Annotated in this window: 11 protein-coding genes and 10 pseudogenes; 9 read left to right on the forward strand and 12 right to left on the reverse strand. The window is 56.9% G+C overall.

Annotated elements, in window-relative coordinates; genetic code table 11:
- Together ATY29_RS27590 and ATY29_RS27595 are read right to left on the reverse strand one after the other, a co-directional pair.
- A partial coding sequence (locus tag ATY29_RS27590) for a recombinase family protein (RefSeq protein ID WP_103671222.1) occupies positions 1-1,847 on the reverse strand: 1,847 nt, incomplete at its 3' end.
- Complete coding sequence (locus ATY29_RS27595; protein WP_037145433.1) at positions 1,837-2,034, reverse strand: hypothetical protein; 198 nt, start codon at positions 2,032-2,034, stop codon at positions 1,837-1,839. The genes ATY29_RS27590 and ATY29_RS27595, both read right to left, overlap by 11 nt.
- 342 nt (positions 2,035-2,376) lie before the next feature.
- On the opposite strand from ATY29_RS27595, the pseudogene ATY29_RS27605 reads away from it, so the two are divergent.
- Positions 2,377-2,556 (forward strand): annotated as a pseudogene (locus ATY29_RS27605) (IS3 family transposase); the annotation flags it as partial.
- Positions 2,557-2,808: 252 nt separating this feature from the next.
- Here ATY29_RS27605 and ATY29_RS37925 read toward each other — a convergent pair.
- Positions 2,809-2,925 (reverse strand): annotated as a pseudogene (locus tag ATY29_RS37925) (transposase); the annotation flags it as partial.
- Here ATY29_RS37925 and ATY29_RS27615 point away from each other — a divergent pair.
- Positions 2,926-3,135, forward strand: a pseudogene (locus ATY29_RS27615) (transposase domain-containing protein); the annotation flags it as partial.
- A gap of 97 nt (positions 3,136-3,232) precedes the next feature.
- On the opposite strand, the pseudogene ATY29_RS27620 reads toward ATY29_RS27615, so the two are convergent.
- Positions 3,233-3,397: pseudogene (locus ATY29_RS27620) on the reverse strand (transposase); the annotation flags it as partial.
- Positions 3,398-3,929: 532 nt separating this feature from the next.
- On the opposite strand from ATY29_RS27620, the gene ATY29_RS27630 reads away from it, so the two are divergent.
- Positions 3,930-5,507: a hypothetical protein gene (locus tag ATY29_RS27630; RefSeq protein WP_103671223.1), complete on the forward strand. Its 1,578-nt coding sequence runs from the start codon at positions 3,930-3,932 to the stop codon at positions 5,505-5,507.
- A gap of 543 nt (positions 5,508-6,050) precedes the next feature.
- On the opposite strand, the gene ATY29_RS27635 is transcribed toward ATY29_RS27630, so the two are convergent.
- Complete coding sequence (locus ATY29_RS27635) at positions 6,051-7,208, reverse strand: hypothetical protein (RefSeq protein ID WP_011427406.1); 1,158 nt, start codon at positions 7,206-7,208, stop codon at positions 6,051-6,053.
- A 934-nt stretch (positions 7,209-8,142) separates the two neighbouring features.
- Positions 8,143-8,601 (reverse strand): annotated as a pseudogene (locus tag ATY29_RS27640) (IS256 family transposase); the annotation flags it as partial.
- A 122-nt stretch (positions 8,602-8,723) separates the two neighbouring features.
- Here ATY29_RS27640 and ATY29_RS27645 point away from each other — a divergent pair.
- Positions 8,724-9,345 (forward strand): annotated as a pseudogene (locus ATY29_RS27645) (IS5 family transposase); the annotation flags it as partial.
- A 303-nt stretch (positions 9,346-9,648) separates the two neighbouring features.
- Positions 9,649-11,328, forward strand: coding sequence for a XopAG/AvrGf1 family type III secretion system effector (gene xopAG, locus ATY29_RS37050; RefSeq protein WP_011427403.1), 1,680 nt, complete (start codon positions 9,649-9,651; stop codon positions 11,326-11,328).
- A gap of 63 nt (positions 11,329-11,391) precedes the next feature.
- Here xopAG and ATY29_RS37200 read toward each other — a convergent pair.
- A pseudogene (locus ATY29_RS37200) lies at positions 11,392-11,532 on the reverse strand (IS5/IS1182 family transposase); the annotation flags it as partial.
- A gap of 203 nt (positions 11,533-11,735) precedes the next feature.
- Between ATY29_RS37200 and ATY29_RS27665 the strand changes: the two are divergent.
- Positions 11,736-12,195: pseudogene (locus ATY29_RS27665) on the forward strand (IS110 family RNA-guided transposase); the annotation flags it as partial.
- 141 nt (positions 12,196-12,336) lie between these two features.
- Here the strand turns inward: ATY29_RS27665 and ATY29_RS27670 are convergent.
- The 3 genes from ATY29_RS27670 to ATY29_RS27680 all read right to left on the reverse strand — a co-directional run bounded on the left by ATY29_RS27670 (position 12,337) and on the right by ATY29_RS27680 (position 13,952).
- Positions 12,337-12,828, reverse strand: coding sequence for a hypothetical protein (locus tag ATY29_RS27670; protein ID WP_042119538.1), 492 nt, complete (start codon positions 12,826-12,828; stop codon positions 12,337-12,339).
- 328 nt (positions 12,829-13,156) lie between these two features.
- Positions 13,157-13,321: a hypothetical protein gene (locus tag ATY29_RS37060; protein ID WP_165779456.1), complete on the reverse strand. Its 165-nt coding sequence runs from the start codon at positions 13,319-13,321 to the stop codon at positions 13,157-13,159.
- 322 nt (positions 13,322-13,643) lie between these two features.
- Complete coding sequence (locus tag ATY29_RS27680) at positions 13,644-13,952, reverse strand: DUF736 domain-containing protein (RefSeq protein WP_011427400.1); 309 nt, start codon at positions 13,950-13,952, stop codon at positions 13,644-13,646.
- Positions 13,953-14,432: 480 nt separating this feature from the next.
- Between ATY29_RS27680 and ATY29_RS37205 the strand changes: the two genes are divergently transcribed.
- On the forward strand, positions 14,433-14,609 hold the full coding sequence (locus ATY29_RS37205) for a hypothetical protein (protein WP_183741011.1): 177 nt from the start codon (positions 14,433-14,435) through the stop codon (positions 14,607-14,609).
- 6 nt (positions 14,610-14,615) lie between these two features.
- Here ATY29_RS37205 and ATY29_RS27690 read toward each other — a convergent pair.
- Positions 14,616-15,017 (reverse strand): annotated as a pseudogene (locus ATY29_RS27690) (zincin-like metallopeptidase domain-containing protein); the annotation flags it as partial.
- A 212-nt stretch (positions 15,018-15,229) separates the two neighbouring features.
- Between ATY29_RS27690 and ATY29_RS27695 the strand changes: the two are divergent.
- On the forward strand, positions 15,230-16,135 hold the full coding sequence (locus tag ATY29_RS27695; RefSeq protein ID WP_011427397.1) for a hypothetical protein: 906 nt from the start codon (positions 15,230-15,232) through the stop codon (positions 16,133-16,135).
- A 147-nt stretch (positions 16,136-16,282) separates the two neighbouring features.
- On the forward strand, positions 16,283-16,456 hold the full coding sequence (locus ATY29_RS37065; protein WP_165779457.1) for a hypothetical protein: 174 nt from the start codon (positions 16,283-16,285) through the stop codon (positions 16,454-16,456).
- Positions 16,457-16,606: 150 nt separating this feature from the next.
- Here ATY29_RS37065 and ATY29_RS27700 read toward each other — a convergent pair.
- Positions 16,607-16,738, reverse strand: a pseudogene (locus ATY29_RS27700) (IS5/IS1182 family transposase); the annotation flags it as partial.

Consider the following 16,738-nt stretch of genomic DNA (forward strand, 5'->3'; position numbering starts at 1 on the left):
GCCGCACCGCCCAGATTAAGCCATGGCTCAACCCCGTCGATCTGCGGACGGAAGACCGGAATCTTGCGATATGACCTCAGCGCGGTGACCCGCTCCCGTGTCCAGCGATTGCCATTGCCGGTCGTCAGTCCGTTGCGATTGAGGACACCGGCAATCACATCATCATTGGCGATCAAGACGAGCTGTTTCACAGCGTCGACAATGTCGTCAGGGGTCGCATTTCTTTGGCTACGGTGTCGCTTCGGCAGGCGCAGTTCGGTGTGGACGCCTCCAACCCAATGAATGACGAGGACGATCTCAGAGGTTCCATCATCGAGATCGGCGACCACTTCATTGATGAGCGTGCGCACGATGCGCTTCTTCAGCCTTGCATCGGTTGTCGGCGCCGTCCAGACGGCGCGAAGGTTTCCCGCAAGTGCGGTTACCTGTGATGCGGACATGGGGAACGGATGCGGCGTAACTGTCCGATGTTTGGCAATCTTGGCCTCGATCTCACCGACGCCAGTCAGCGCCTTGTTCCAGCGTGCTTCCAGCTCCGACGTCACCAGCCTATTCTCTGGATCGGCCGCGTCATATTGCCGGAATGCCCGGTCGGCTACATAGCGTGCTGCCTCGAGGTCGCGCATCAGGGCATCCTGAACCTGATCGCGTTGGTTGGCCATATTGCGTTCCGCCTCGACGGCGGCGGCAATGGCTCCTGGCTCGACCACGCCGAGAAGTGCCTCTTCGATCGCGTCATCGACCCGCAGACCGCCGAAGGCGATGCAACGTGGTTCGCCGTTGTCGAGCAACCCTCGCCAACAGGAATAGCGCGGGATGTTATGGTTGGCTCCTGTGTAACGAACCGTCAGCTTCCGGCCGCACCTTTTGCAGCGGAACAGGCCGGCAAGCAGAGCGTCGCCATGCTTCGGCGCTCCATGATGGCGACTGGCCGGTACATTGTCGCTGACCATCTTGCGGATCTCCTCCGCCCGTTCCCAACTGATGTAACCTTCGTGCGCATCCGGGATCAGCGCCAGCCATTCATCACGCGCCTTGCGGCGAATTCCAGATCGGCCATCGTATCCTGGTACGGAACGACTCTTACCATAAGCATAAGCGCCGCCGTAGATCGGGTTCGCAATCATCCGGTGGATGGTGGCATAATTTGGCCTGCGCCAGATGACGTCACCGTTGGCGCACCTGACGGGCAGGTCCAATCCCTGCTCAAGGAACCATAGCAAGGCCTGCCGGGCACTCCCGAGTTCGGTGACCTTGTCGAAGACGAGTGCGATGGCTTCCTGGATGCGCCGATTGGGATCCTTCTCGATCCTGTCACCGGCCTTTACGAAGCCGGCCGGAACAGTGACGACGAGTTCACCGCGGCGAGCCTTCTCATAGCGGGCGGAAAGGGAACGCTGACGCAAGAGATCGAGTTCATACTCGTTGAGGCTGCCCTTCAAACCCAAGAGCAGGCGGTCGTTGCCCTGGCGGGGCGCATAAACTGCTTCCTGGTCGACCAGGACGGTATCGACAACGCGGCACATCTCGATGAGTTGCTGCCAATCGCGGCTGTTCCGGGCGAAGCGCGATACCTCACGCGCGGCCACGGCGCCTACCTTGCCAAGGCAGACTTCCGCCACCATCCGATCAAATCCAGCGCGGGTCACGCCGCCGGCGGCCGAACGACCAAGGTCGTCATCCACCGTCTCTATATGTGACCATCCAAGCGCTGCCAGACGGTCGCGCATGGCGTACTGGAGGGCGCTGCTCTCTCGATTGTGCAGAACCTGGTGAGCCGAGGACTGCCGAACATAGAGGATGGCCTTCCGCTCCAGATGATGCGGCGCGATCTTCTCATGCATCATGACCGGCCTCCTTCTGTTGGCAGGCATGTCCGCACTTTGCGTGATCGACGAACAGCCGCACGATGAGCACCGTCAACGCTTGGCGGGTCTCCTCCGGCAACTCCGGCCATTGCGGCGTCCCTGCCGTCTTCCCCCGCTGCGGGGCCGAGAACAGATCGAACTGGCATGTCATGGGCTGGCGAGGCATGAACATCTCTCCGACTCGTTTCGTGAAAGACCAATGCTGCGCCCATTACCGAAGATTGCGATGAGGCATCAGCGTCCTTCAGCAATCTTGCCAAAGAATGCAGGCTTGCGAGATCGACGTGCGGGACCGCCAGGCTGCGCCAACAACCACTCACTGATCGGTCGAACATCCACGACGGGACCTCAAGAAGTCGACCAGAAGAAGAACCAGAAAGGCTGCAGCGGAAAATATGCGTCCCTTTAGACACCGCCTCATGCACGTGAACAAGCCGTCCGGACCAGGGATGCCACGGATACAGAAGCTCGCGAACCTCGGTCCCGTGGGTGTTCTGTCGTCGTGTTGTACAATAATTTCCGGCCGCACTCATCGCTCGGATATCAGACCCCGGCAGACTATGCCGGGACCATCGCCGCAACCGGCTCCAACGCTGCGCAAGATGAAAGCTTCGCGTTTCCGCCGGTTGCTCACACCGCGCCACTTGGCATATTCAAAACCGCCGAGGCTCCAATCGCAGTCGGATGAAAATTCAGTGGCAGGTCATCTCGCTTCGTCGGAGCGTCGCGGCCTTAATCACTAGGCTCAGGACTCGTTAAATCACATCCAGAAGATGACGGCTGCAGCGATGCATATGCTTGAGAAATAGGTGTGTGCGCAGCGGTCGTATCGGGTGCATGCCGCGGATGAGATCCTCGAGTGCGCTCTACGATATCCCCTGCGATGAGTGATTTGCTCGGCAAATAGCCAGTTTTTGTGCGCGCGATGGCACTGAAGAACAGGATCGCATTGTTCATCGACGAGGAACTGGCGGATTCCACCATCCCACGTCCGGATGTCGGCGAGGAGACTTTGAAGGTCGTCGATTCCATTTTCGGTCAGACCCTTCGTGCCATCGGGCCAGACAAGGGCGGCGAGCGCATCGCAAATATCCTGACCATCATTGAGACTGCCAAACTCCATGGCCACAATCCACCGGAGATCTATTTGACAGACGTCCTGACCAGGATACAGGATCACCCCAAGGACCACCTCCAGGAATTACTGCCGTGGCTTTGGACGCCGGCGATGCGAGGCTGCGTGATGGCACGTTCAAGGTTCATCTAAACGCTGAAAGAAGTCGCCAGCATGATCGGCGAGAACCTCGATTGGCGGTCGCCTCCTCGAAGATGATCGACCGTGTCATGGTAGGTGAAGCGCGTCCCATAGTCTTCAGCCGGTTGGCTTCCGATACGTCCATGCCGCCGAATTTGGTCTTCCATTTATAGATGCTGGCATTACTGACGCCGTGCTTGCGGCAAAGCTCCGAGACCGGCGTGCCAGCCTCGTGCTCCCTCAGAACGGTGATGATCTGTTCGTCTGTGAAACGTTGCGCTTCATTCCCTGGTCAAGGTCAGATTGTCGACGGACAAGACCTCAATGGGGGAAATGATTGTAGCGCATGGCCATGGACTTAAAGCCAATCGGCAATTCAGGATAGACGGCCTTCGCCGGACGGATACGTACTATGGGCGTATTCGAGATGATAGCCGGTCGATCCGGCGCATCAACGACAGGTCGCCATCGAATATTGCATTACCGGGGCCAAGGTTATCGACGCCAGATGGGGTCTTGCTCTTACGGTTCACTTTAGCTTCGGATGTAACGCAATCACACCCCAGCAACTCGCCCTCCATGGTATAGTTCATATCAGGACAGTGAACGACATCGGCGAATTCAAAAGCAGAATCGGACGCCGCTCAGGAGGCCTGGTTTTCTTAGAGCTGCTGGCGTCCCAGGGTTAAAGTATCGCTGTTAGAACAAGTTTTGCTTCAACGCGACAATGCGTCATCAAAGACGCGATTTAGTGTGAACGCTGGCGATGAAGCTTGCGCTTCGGAAAGTGAGAAGGACCACGCACTATGGCCAATCGCACGAGAGAAATTATGGCGGTCAAGTATCTAACGGATGTCATGCGAAGCCGAACTCCAGCCTATGTTCCAGACGGCAGCATTAGAAATGAATTAGAGTGGCCGCGACCAGTCCCCGGCCGCTCCTTGAAGGACGCACTTGAAATTCGAATAGACCGGCTTCTAAGTCGAACTATTCCCGATACGCCTGCATATAATAAACAACGGCTCTATGCATTGAATGCAATACATCGAGCTAATATTGGTGAGCTTACCGCGAACCCGGATCCTAACGAACTCCATCGCGTCATTGATAAAATCTATGCAAGGCGCCCGCAGTTCCCGATAGCTCTTTCTCCTAATGTAGCTGCTGCACTTTATGAGAAACTGCAGCAATACGCCAAAACCAAAGAAGGCGACCCGCGAGAATTCCCACACATTGAAATTCTGGGTCACAGACGCGATGAACTGCAGCTTCATCAATTCGATGAAAACTTTTCAAGCGGTACGCCCCGTAATCCAGCTTTACAGAAGGCCACTCTGAAGGAGCTCAATACTTTGTTGGACAAGATCGTGCCGGACGGCGCTTTTTTCAATGGTCTGCGCCAGGCGGTAGTAGATGAGGTTTGGGAAAGTGGCGAAATCTTGTCACGCTGGGCTAAGCGGGAGGCGGAAATTGTGGAAACGAGGGCCACCACTGGCGAAATAGGCTTCATCCCGAACTCCTTTCACTATGGCAAAGTGACGGTGATCAGAGCCATTGAAGAGAAAATCGTTCCTCGGAGATCGGAGTTACTACCGCAACAAAGGTTAACTCCAGAAACTGCTGTAGACATCGCAAGGTTGATACAACGGCATTGCGACCTAACCTGGCAGCGTGGTGGTAATCGTTTTTTCCTGCCCAAGCAACTGCCAAAAGGGATTAGGGACTCAATACGTCGAGCGCCTCCTCAACGAGGGCGTAACAGAGTCGCCAAGGAAATGGCAACGCGTGTTCTTGATGCCATGGACGCGGTCGTTGGCCCTCGTCGCGGAAACTTCGCGAGCCGCGCGTGGTTCCTCAAAGCGGCGTCGGAACACCGGGAATACTGGCTGGAGCGGAACAGTACGGCAGCAGATTCCCCGACCCTTTTCTCGTTGCTCCGCAGCTATTCGCGCGTCTTGAAATCAAGGACTTTGGAGATGGAAAGGCTTGTGCGAACCATAGAGGGTTACCACCGAGCCTGGCAAGGTCGTCTGCGCGAACTGCCAGAGAATGATCATCTAAAGAGATCAACAGTACCCGTACGGTCGAGCAAAATCGATTTAGAACATTCCCAAGTCATGCTTGAACTTGCCAAGGCAGCCAATATGCCTGGTCAACAGAAACTAAAACTGCCGCATCGCAATGAGTCAAAGGTGGTGGCGCCGGCTGAAAATCTGGCACGATCTATATCACCAAAAATAAAAGCGCCGCACCCCTTACAAGGGACTTCCGGCTCTTCCAGCCATAACGTCAATGGAGATATTGAAATAGGCAAATCGCCTAATGGGAGTAAGCGGCCACGCGAACTGGAGGAACGTGAGAGGGCCAACTCGATCAGCCTCTGAGAGATAGGTAACTTTTCGTGGCAACTGGCCACCTGTCAAGGGTCGACCACGTTGTTTTTTAAATGATCCTCTCGCTCGTTGCGGGAGCGCTCGCGGACAATTTTGATTGTCGATACCGGATCAATACATGGAGAGGTAATCGCGGCGCGATCCCCTTCCGGCATGCCCCTGGAGGATGACTACCTGCATTGCCGGGACCAAGGGTGTCGACGCCAGATGGGGTCTGCTTGCCGCTTAGTGCTTGCGCGGCATAACAGGATCTGCCGTTCGGCAACACGGAGTAGCAAGCTGGACGGCAGGTAGTGAGGGTGATGAGATGATGGGAACCGGACGAACCGGGGATTGGATTAATCCGAGATTCTCAAGACGCTCCGAGCGCGTTAATTTGATTGAAACCCGATCCGGGGATCCGGGGACTTCATCACGGGCCGCGGCCTTATGCGCCGCTGCGCGAAGGCGGGCGCATGGCTTGCACGCACCAGAGCGGCATCAGAGATTTTCTCTCTTGCAACAAACGGCCGCTCGAACGCGCGAATCGTGAGTTTAATAATCTAACCCGGGGCTGCGAGTCCGCTTACGCTCGTTTAATTCGCGTCGATTGCCTTCCGATCCATTGATCTCATCATGCGCCGCCTTCGATCCCAGCGCGGCGGCCGGTTCTTGCAACGAAGTGCCTTTTGACTTGCGAAAGCTAATGGTAGCGGGGTCAAAAGCTAGCCTCTCCGCGTCATCTACACCATCTTCCATACGACCAGTTGCAGCTTTGGTATGGCTCCCTTCTCCAGTCACATACGCTCTCCACGCCGACCGGTCGTCATCGAACGCCCCCGAAGAGTGGCTGTCCTCGTTCGATCGCTGTGACCTTTCAGGAGAGACATTTTCGTCCCGAAACAATTCGTTGCTACCAGGCGAGGCCGTTCGGCTGCTTAAGCCCTCTGTCCCTGATGCGGGCGAGGGTGCAGATTGCGCCTCGAAGAACGGGTCATGATCGACATCCGCTCGCCTCGCCTCGGCCTCACCATCAAGGCGTACCAGCGTTGGATCTCGCTTTTCCCTTTCCAACTGATGGGAAAGCAAGCCGATACTGGGCTCGATATCATGGATCAACGCGACGTCGTCCCTCGACCGATCTTGGAATAAATGGTCTATCGTGTACAGGCGCTCTCTAATATCCTCATACAAATGGCTCACCTCATCAACCAGCTCTATTGCCTGCTCAGACGTGAACGGGATGGTGGGTCGCACCTGTCTGGGCAGGCCCCTCTCCCGCGCTCGAAGGAACCGAAAAAGCTCCTCGGATTTGTCAATAGCATTTAAGCTCTCAGCGATTGTTTCACCGGTAGCAGTCCAGCCGAGCCCTTGCTGGTAGGGAGCGAAGTCGGTAAACTTCCCAACTCGTTCAATCAGCAAGCGCCGCCGATTGAGTGTTGGGCGGCCTGGGTCAATATGCTCATCAATCATAAGGCCCACAGCGTGGAAGCGAGTCTGAATCTCCGGACAAAAGACCGCCGGCTCACGCCTATGGATTCCTTCAGCGATGCACTCCCCGATATAGCCTACCGCCCGTTCGCGTGCTATTGTAGCTTCAGCCATATCCCACAACTCATTAGTGCGGTTGGCCCAGCGTTTCTTTAACCTTGATAGGTTCGCCAGTGCAACGAAGGTATCCAAGCTGTCTTTCATGGAAAACTCGTTGTTCATTTTCAACTCGTCTCTTTGTTTGCTGAGTCGACGGGGAGTAGTGTTAAACGGCCTGCAATCTTAAAGGCGTCGCGGTCTGCTGCTATGCTACGCAAAGCGCTGGTTGAATCGGCCCCCGTTTGAGCCGCCCCTAAAATGTTTGAAGGAAGCGTCTTCGGCCAAACCTCATGTTTGGCGGTGAGTTGGAAAGACCGTGTGGGTTTGCGTTTTCGACCGGAGTTTTCGCTTTCAAGCGTTTCGCAATCTCGGTCGGCCGCGCGCGCTCTGTGCTAGAGGACGCTTGGTCTCGCAATCCATCGTCGTGTAACTCCGGTGTTTCCAAGTCGTACGTCTAACACCCAGAACCGACTAGCTGAACCAAAATCGTGTTGCATTTGTCGCTCGTTAGCTATGCAAGCCAATCCTTCTTGCGAAGATGACGCGCGGCGATGCGGTTGAGAAGGTCGGCAAGCCGCGCCCGCGGAGTGGCTGTCGCACGGATTGATTAAAGCAGCCTAACCTGCGGCCTTCACCGACCTTACGTGAAGCAGGTTTTGTTATACGCTCAAGAGCGGACCGCTTCATTGGCGACTTGTGGGGATACCGTCCGCAAAAGTCGTCACGATCTTCAAATGCAGAAATGTGCAAACTACTTCGCAGTCACCCAGCACATCGTTGCGCTAAAACGCTCATTTGGTTATCGTTGAGCAAATTAAGCCGGGGCAATTCGAATCCGTGCAACAGTTCCAGCATTTGCGATGGAGAACTTCAAGGACCAGAAAAGGTAAAAGCCGCGCCGAACCCAAGCTCGGGCGGTTTGATGACGACTTTTCATATCTTCTAATAGCAAACCTCCCAGCTCGATCCAGTCTAAAACGCCCGTGGGATCGTGTCCATGGAAGTGGTGTAGGTCGCGGCTGATGGCCGTGCTTTCCGACATTGGGTCGGAGGGATATCAGCGAGCCACAGCGGGCAGACTGATTTGCGGATCATCGCTCATTTGCGCCATGGTCTCAAGGGTCATGTATCTGGCGCGTTGGACGGCCCATTCATCATTCTGTTCGAGCAGCAATGCGCCGACGAGACGGACGATAGCATCATCGTTCGGAAAGATACCGACGACCTCGGTACGTCGCTTGATTTCGCCGTTGAGACGCTCGATTGGATTCGTCGAATGCAACTTTGCCCGATGCTCTTTCGGAAAAGTCATGTAGGCAAGCACGTCCTCTTCCGCATCGTCCATGATGGTGGCGAGCTCCGGCACTTTTGGTCTGATCTGATCGGCGACGCTGCGCCATTGAGCGCTTGCTGCCTCCGGCGTCTCCTGGGCAAAGGCCGTTGCAATGAAAGCGGAGACCACCCGCCTACCGCTCTTTCCAGCATGCGCGAGCACGTTCCTCATGAAATGAATCCGGGGGCTGAGGCCCGCGGTCGGGATGCCGACAGCCGCTCCACGCTGCGTCAGAAGAAGTCTATGGCCATCGTCGCCAGCCTCTTCGATCTTTGGGAAAAGGAATGGGCAAGGTCTAGCGATCCATGATGCCCAGGGATGTTCCGCCTGCAGTCCTATTTCTACAATGGCGAGCGACAGGGTTATGGGGCCGGATCAACCATCATCTTGTGATGGAGGCGCGTGACTTGGAATGTCGGGAGGCCTCGCCGTCTGCGGGCGTGATCGACAGTCAAAGCGTGAAAATCACGGAACGTGGGGGAATTTCGGGCTATGACGCGGGCAAGAAGATCAAGGGACGCAAGCGTCATATCGTCGTCGACACGCTCGGACTGATGGTCGGCCTCATGGTTCACAGCGCCGATATTCAGGATCGCGACGGCGCGCCTGCCGTCCTCAAAACCATCAGGCGCTGGCCGTGGCTGAGGCATATCTTCGCCGATGGTGTTTATGCCGGACCGAAGCTGAAGGGCGCACTGCAAAAGATCGCTGCGTTCACTCTCCAGATCGTCAAGCGGACCGATAAGGCCAAGGGGCCTCGAGGTTCTGCCGCGTCGCTGGGTCGTGGAGCGCACCTTCGCATGGCTTGGCAGATGCCGACGATTGGCGAAGGATTGGGAAAAGTCCGTCGCATCAGCCGAGGCCTGGATCACTATCGCCCACATTCGGCTCCTGACACGACGCTTGGCAAGGTGCGGATATTGTTGAAACCGAGAGGAAGTCAATCTCCTGTGGTTGAAGAGGTGCTAGCTCGACGCGTGAACGGACCGCAGCAGCTACATTACAACTGTAACGCGCATGCGTTGACGCTCATCCCAAGCATTGTGGTATATAACCACATCCTCCACAGAAATGCCTCTGCTTTGAGAAATAGTGGCGCGGGGAGTTTCACATGCGTCTTAGTCGCCAAGCCAGCATCCGGCCAACTCTGGTCAAGCCGTCACATCCCAACTTTTGATCGATGCGTCGTTAATGTTACAGTTCCAATTTTAACTTTTAAGGAGCAGTGAGATGCGAATTGGGATTAAGCAACTTCCACGCTTTTCGCCACTACGGATCGTTGAAAGGCCGGGGCCGGCCACCAAGACACCGACTGCGCGCGATGTAGCGGTTAACTCACCCACTGTGCGTCCTTCCCCGCGCGCCGCAATCTCAGGTGGCGCGGATCCTGCGAAACCAAAGAAGGAGCTTGCAGAACAAGGAGCAAGTACAAGGTATAGCAGATCCCAAGGGCAAAACCTGCGTGGGTTGAAGTACGCCTTGTTAATAGCTGCTGGGGGCTACGCCTACGATAAGATCGTCAATGACTTTCCCCTCTCCACCACATCGCTGCATGACGGTAAAAAAGGATTCACCTCCAGTGAGCGGCTCAGGAGGGCTCAAGGCAGGGCACGAGAAGCTCACACGCGGTATCATGCGGCCACCGCTGAAACTCAGCGTCTAAACAAGCCGCCGATAAATCGAATTCGTACCTGCGGCGATAGACAATTTGTCACCATGATTGACTACCGGGCAGCGACGCGTGTTCACATTGCGCGGCGGGTGGACTCTGCTGATGCCCGCCGGTCGCTCGCCCTGAATCTGAATTGCATGAGGGGCCTTCTCGTGAAGGACGACTGCGTGGCAAGGTATATGCCGCCTCAGGTTCCGAAAAACTTCGACCTAACAAAAAGCCCAATCTATGACGAGAAGAATAAGTATGCGCTGACGGGAGTTTTCAACGAGCAGACCGGCGCGTATGGATACACGTCAAGATCGATTACTCATCCATTCATCAACAACGGCGTCCGGCACTTCAGGAACACTTTCCGAAGCGAGAAGGGCTTGTCGTTCAAGAACTGCGTCGAGATGCTCGAGCCGCTCCTGGCCGGTAAGACCTGCGGTCTTAGCGAAGAGGCGCAGTTTGCGGCCGGTCAGACGATCCTAAACTTCAGAAAGGTATATGCTGCTGAGGCGCACTGGGGACATGCCGAAAACGTTCTGATGAAGACGCTAATCGAGCATGGTTTGCTCTCCAAAGAGGAAACGGAAAAGCTCGATGCGACCTTAATGTTTGAGGATCCCAAGAAGAATAAGCTCAAGCGCAATTCCAGTTTGGTGGGGCCGTGGCTGCACAAGCTAGACATCTGGCTCCAGGAACTGCGATCCGGCTATGATCCCGAGCTTGTTGAGGATCTGAACCACCCGGAAATAGCAGGCATGAAGAACCTGCCGATCGCTCATGTAAAGCTGAATGAGCAAGGAGACGGATTCGAAGATTGTTCTGGACTTGGTGACTCATTTACATGCGCAAACGCCGTCGCCTGCATGAACCACGCGCGTCTGATGAGTGGTCAGGCACGGTTGTCAAAGAAAGAGGTCATTGTGATCGTAGCCTGCCTTAACGCCGTATACGACGACACGAGTTCGATTCGGCATACACTCCACGAGGTGGCGCGTGGCTGTTTTGTGGGCGCTGGATATACGGTTGAGGATGCAGACGCTTTCTATCGTGAAGTCTGCCGAAAAGCAGCGGAAGAGTACTATGGCGGCAGGAATATATCGGGCCGTTTGCAAGGCAATTCGCCTCATTCAAAGCCTGCGGAAGGAAGTCTTCTTAGGAAAGAACCGGATCTGAGAGAACCGCGTAACTCCGAAATGCGGCTGTCTGCAGCGCGTTCGCGTGACCGAAGTCATGGATTTGGCTTGTGAAAACAAACGCCGTGCCCGATTGTTCTGCTGTCAGCGAGGCATCGTAATCTATGACGGGCACCTTGTGGCCGCGTGCTGATGAACGCGGCCACAGGTTGAGCCGGTCATTCCGACGTCGCCATTATAAGCCCCTGAAACAGCTTCGGGATGTCGATCCCAGTCAACGGCTTTTCGCCAGTGGACGAAACGGCCGGATGCGGAGGTGTGATCAGGTTCGGCGTCACGATGAAGGGGTGCGTGGACATGAACAGGTTTTCGAAGGGAAACACACCTTCCCCGGTCGGCCGACGTGCACGAGCAAGTTTTATGATGACCTGTGACCTGACCTGATGTGATGGACGGCCTCCGCTCTCGGCATCGCAATGTGCCAAGATGTGGGTGTCGAACTCACATCAGGAGATGCATCCATGGAGAAGGTTACCATAATTGGCCTGGATATCGCTAAGCAGTATTTCAGGTTCACGGGATCAATGAGGCAGGCGCGATCGTGTGCCGTCGCAGGCTTCGCCGTGACGATGTCGTTACATTCTTCAAGGTATTGCCGCCGTGCCTGATCGGAATCGAGGCTTGCGCGACCGGACACCACTGGGCTCGGGTTCTCATGGCACTGGGTCACGAGGCTAGGTTGATGCCGGCGTCTTACGTTAAGCCCTACGTGAAGCGTCATAAGAATGATGCGACCGACGCCGAAGCGATCTGCGAGGCGGTAACGCGGCCAACTATGCGCTTCGTTCCGGTGAAGAGCGACGAGCAACAGAGTGTGCTGATGCTGCATCGGGTCCGCGAGCTTTTGAGCGGCAGCGGACGATGTTTGTGAACGCCTTGCGCGGCCACTTGGCCGAGTTCGGCATCGTGACGCGTCAGGGCATCCCCGATGACAGATGACGGCAGGTCGAAAGGAAGAGGCTCAGCGGGCCGTTCTCGCCATCATTGCGATGGTCTCGCAGGCATTTCAACGAAGGGCCGCTGTCGCCGCCCTCCGGATGGTCGAGCCCGCCGCAGGATTGATTACGATCCTGAGCACCTGATGTTGCTGACACGGGAGGCGCTTACCGCGATACCGGTTTCGCATGTGATATCCTTGATGACCGGCGCAAGTGAGCCGAGTTCGTCATCGGTGAGCGCAATCAGCTCCGGATAGTCGATGTCGACGCCGGTATAGTCCGCCGTCAAAGCGCTGGACCAATCGCCGCCGTTGATGCGGTATTCATGCGTGTCGAAATCGATGTCGAGCTCCTCCAGCAGGATGATGGTGAAGCGCCCGAGGATCTCGATCTCACCTTCCAGCCGGTACGCGGCATGGTCGTCGTCGCCGGCAAGAATGCTCCGCTCCAATGCCATGATGGTCCGGATACGACCAGCAGCCGCCTCCAGTCCTTCCAGCAGTCGCTTATGGAGCTTTCGCGAAACGTCGGTATCGCAGCCGAAGCGGTTCGCCAGGACGACGAGCCGGAAACCGGAAAGCTTGGTGTAGAGCGCAAGGTTCTGGTCAGATGTCATTGTGTGATCTCCTTCATCTTGATGACAGAGATCGGCCACTCGTGGCAAAGAGGGGTCAAGGACCGCGGGACGTGGCGCGCAAGCGGGGGAACCGATTTTTTCGGGAAGCGAAGGCGGCGGAAAAATTGGGGGAGACCGCGCCGTCCTTGACGCCGGATTTGCTGGAGTAAACTGGGACGTCAGAGAGAGAAGAGACCCGCGGATCCGGAGGGGACGCGACCGTATCCGGTGTGAGCCGGAGGGGAGCGTTGAGGGGTGAAATCCCTGACAACCGGGAGGCCGGTCGATCCGGCCGACAGGCTCATATTCCAGCAGAATGAGAGCCGCCTCAGAAAGGCGGCTCGGCGTCGATGATGCCGTCCTGTTCGGCAAGCGCCGCGGCCAGATCGGCCTGGGCGAGTTGAAGCTCCGCTTCGACCTGGCGCCGCTCGACGGCGTCGCAGGCGTTCCTCAACTCGGCGCGCAGCTCCTCGATGTGCTGTTCGATGGTCATCGTCTCATCTCCTTGAGTTCGTGAAAGACGAGACGGCGGGGCGGGAAGAGATGGCAGGGTCAAGGAGCGCGGAAGCGACCGGCGGAGCCGGCGAGTGGGAGAGCCGATTTTGTTGGAGTGGAGGGAACCGGAGCGGAGGCAAAATTGGGGGCAACCGCTCGTCCTCGAGGCCGGCATTTCTTCCCGGCACGATAGCGTCATCTGAGCAGACAAATTCCGGTTCCGTATCGCACCGAAAAAGCCGGCGGAAGGCTCGATGCCTGCAACCGGCTTATCTTTGACGCCGGTTGGCCCCGCCTCGGCGGCGGGACTTGTCCGGATCTCAGTCCCGGTTGGGGCGGGACCAGATCAGCTGGTAGCCGTCCTCGCCCTCGACCTCGGTGAGCGTCGCGTAGATCGGAGCGGGGAAGCTCGGATCGTCGAGCTTGACCGAGAGGTAGTCGCGGTCCTGCTCGGAGCGCTTCTGCCAGGCCGCACCCAGCTCGACGTTGCCGGCGTAGATGCGGAAGTGCGGGCCCTTGTCGGAGGGGTTTTCGACGCGGGCGATGCGGGCCTTGACGTTGAGGGCGAGCGTGCGGATCGAGCCATTGAAGCCGGTTTCGGAGGTGGTGAAGGTGCCGATGGTTGCCATTGTCGTATTCCTTTGTTGTTTCGGGCCGCGCCCATCGCGGCCTCGATGGCTGTCGCAAAGATCGGGGACGATCGGACCGCACCCCCGGGGTCCCCGTTGCGCCCGCGCAATGGGGTGGCTCGTAGGGCCGCAATGAAATGGAGGGCGGCCAGGAGAAACTTTGTTGTTCCGCGAGGAATGGGCGCACCGCGCTCAGGGGAAGAAGGTTTTGGAAGGCCGTTGCGGGAAGACGATCGAGGCGAAGCCGGTTTTTCGATCAGACATGCCTCATCGAGCCCGCGAAGGACGTGGCCTGGCTCAGTGGCGGAAGGAATATGACGATGGCAGCCGCGCCCCGACTGCCTGCCGGACCCTTGCGACCGCGGGCCTGCCGCCTTGCCACATGTCAAAATCAAACGTCCGGAAACAGCCGAACAAGGGCGCTGCGTTGCCCGTTCTTCGCGCTATTGTCGTGCTCGCGAATCCTCGCCTGGAGGATCTATGCGTCCGCAGCCAAAGCCGTTTACCGTCGAAATCAGGCCGTCCCGGAAGCTCAAACCGATCGACCGGAAAACCTGGATCTGGGGCAAACTGGACCTCACGGCTGATCCTGACACGCTCTCCGCGTCCAAGCCTGAACAGGTGCCGGCCGCTGGCGAGACCAACGACCGACACTGATGGCCCTCAGGCAGCGAGCCGCTCGCCAGCGGTTTCGGGCTGCAGGGAGTGCAGGAAACTTACGGCCCGCTGCGCATGTGCCGCCGCCTGGAAAATAGCCCGTCTGTCGTCGCTCAGGACCTTGAGCCAGGAGTCGAGGTACGAGGCGTGATCGGGCCGGGGTTCGAGCTCGGGAACAATGCCGAGGTCGGCGCACAGAAAGCAGCTGCCGAGTTCGGCGATCAGTTCCTCTCGCGCCCGCTCGGATTTGTCCTTGGCATAGCGGCTGAGGTCGCGGCCGAGGCGATGCGCCGGCGCCGTGAAATGTGTGACCTCGTGACTCAAGATCGCATAGTAACTTGCCGCATTCTTGAAGCTCTCAAACGGCGGCATCTGGATGATGTCGGCGGCCGGCGCGTAAAAGGCCTGCCCGATCTTTCAAATGGTTTGAGATGGGAGGCGACTGTCGTAGCTCCTTCTATGTCGCTTTAGCCGAGCGGCGGCGCGGGGATTTAGCCTTTTACAGCAAGGAAGTGCCGGAAGGCGTCGTATTCTTGCAGATTAAACGAGATATTTCAGACCTCGATTCCGGCTCGTGATACGGTACTTTGTCCATTAAACAGGCACAGGATACCAGAGATATGCATAGCGAAGAATCGACGCGCCGCATTGCTGGAATCGGGACCGGCAGGCCGGTTCGATTGCCGGAGGCGATCTTCGGCGAAGTGGCAAAACGTCTAATTACCGAAGACTTCGTGGAATCTGCCAATAATATGACTCGGCTTAAATTGGCCGGGCATTCGGCAAAAGATGCAGTCGAAAAGTCTGAGGCTGGAACGTTTCACACGCGGATAAATCGGCTAGGCAACACAAGTAAAGCCCTGTTCGAGGCGGCAATACCCTCCGAAGGGTTCTCAGCTAATCCCGACCTTAGACAAGGGGCTGCGACAGCCACTTTGCGAGCTTTTGCCATTGCGCCAACTCTTCCGTTTCAAACCAGGACCAGGAAAACTGCCTTGGTGGATCGAATCCTCGATCTGCCAAATGCCGGCAAGCAGCTCGCAGCAATCAGTGCTATCACGAAGCATTTACAAGTCCTCGCTCCGGAAGATAGGGATCGGCTCATCGACAGAGCTATTTTCCATTTCGAGCGCGAAGGTGCCCAGGGGAGCGTCCGAAACTATGCCGCCCGAATACTCGCTACTAACCATGGCACGCTGAGTTCAGAGTTGCGAACACGCGTCTTAAACGCGAGAAACAGCAATCCCGAGTTGGCGGCTGCCTATGCGACCGCAGAGGAGGTCGCGCGCTTTCTAGAAACCCAGCCGGCTCCCACCGTATTCAGGTCCGATCGTTCAGTGGATGAAAATATTGAAATCATTCAGCGAGAAACCGTGTCCTGCTTGGGCAACGTCGCTCTATCGAGCAAGCAGCGTATGGAGAAAATAGAGTCGATTGCCAATGCAACCACGGAAGCCGGCGAAATGTCGCGCGCGGAACTGATGAGTGCCACCAGACCGAGGCGGCAATACGACGAGGGAAGATAGCGTCGCTGATGAGCTGACGCCGGAAGTTTGCTCCGGTGCCGAGAGGCAGCAGACAACATGTAATTTCAAATGTAGTCAAAGTTCGATTTAGCCTACCGGGTCGAGATGATAGCTTGTGAACATCCAATGCATATCGGAGGCTGATTGATGGATAGAGAAAAGCAACAGCAGGCCACCGAGGTTCAAAGCTCTCCAAGTGCCGGGAGCCGTGTCGAACAGCAGACTTATTTCCCTCCTGAATTATTCACCGAAATTGCGAAGCACATGCCTTCCGACAATCCGGTGGAAACGGCAAAAATCTCGCGAACATCATGCTTGTAAGTCACGGGGTTAAGGATGCGGTTCAGGCAAGCCCGGTCGGGTCATTTCACGAGCGGGTAAAACGGTTGGGCAATTCCACCCGGGCCGTGCATGGGGCGCTCATACCCGATGATGGTTTGCCGGAATACCTCGGCCCAGGCACCGGTGTCCACTCGGTTGCGCCTCCCGTCCCTCGATTTCCCGCGCCGCCATCACCAGAAGCTGGTTGATGCGCTGCCACAGTCCGATCGCGCGCCAAGCATAAAAATAACCGCGCACTGTCGAAACCGGCGGAAAATCGCC

Source organism: Rhizobium hidalgonense (genome assembly GCF_002914525.1).
GTDB lineage: Bacteria > Pseudomonadota > Alphaproteobacteria > Rhizobiales > Rhizobiaceae > Rhizobium > Rhizobium hidalgonense.

What these genes read in the sequence shown, in the direction of transcription:
- ATY29_RS27680 (WP_011427400.1), bottom strand. Translation starts at nt 13,952, where the DNA reads ATGGCAACCATCGGCACCTTCACCACCTCCGAAACCGGCTTCAATGGC.
- ATY29_RS27635 (WP_011427406.1), bottom strand. Translation starts at nt 7,208, where the DNA reads ATGAACAACGAGTTTTCCATGAAAGACAGCTTGGATACCTTCGTTGCA.
- ATY29_RS37205 (WP_183741011.1), top strand. Translation starts at nt 14,433, where the DNA reads ATGCGTCCGCAGCCAAAGCCGTTTACCGTCGAAATCAGGCCGTCCCGG.
- xopAG (WP_011427403.1), top strand. Translation starts at nt 9,649, where the DNA reads ATGCGAATTGGGATTAAGCAACTTCCACGCTTTTCGCCACTACGGATC.
- ATY29_RS37060 (WP_165779456.1), bottom strand. Translation starts at nt 13,321, where the DNA reads ATGACCATCGAACAGCACATCGAGGAGCTGCGCGCCGAGTTGAGGAAC.
- ATY29_RS27630 (WP_103671223.1), top strand. Translation starts at nt 3,930, where the DNA reads ATGGCCAATCGCACGAGAGAAATTATGGCGGTCAAGTATCTAACGGAT.
- ATY29_RS27595 (WP_037145433.1), bottom strand. Translation starts at nt 2,034, where the DNA reads ATGCCTCGCCAGCCCATGACATGCCAGTTCGATCTGTTCTCGGCCCCG.
- ATY29_RS37065 (WP_165779457.1), top strand. Translation starts at nt 16,283, where the DNA reads ATGGATAGAGAAAAGCAACAGCAGGCCACCGAGGTTCAAAGCTCTCCA.
- ATY29_RS27695 (WP_011427397.1), top strand. Translation starts at nt 15,230, where the DNA reads ATGCATAGCGAAGAATCGACGCGCCGCATTGCTGGAATCGGGACCGGC.
- ATY29_RS27670 (WP_042119538.1), bottom strand. Translation starts at nt 12,828, where the DNA reads ATGACATCTGACCAGAACCTTGCGCTCTACACCAAGCTTTCCGGTTTC.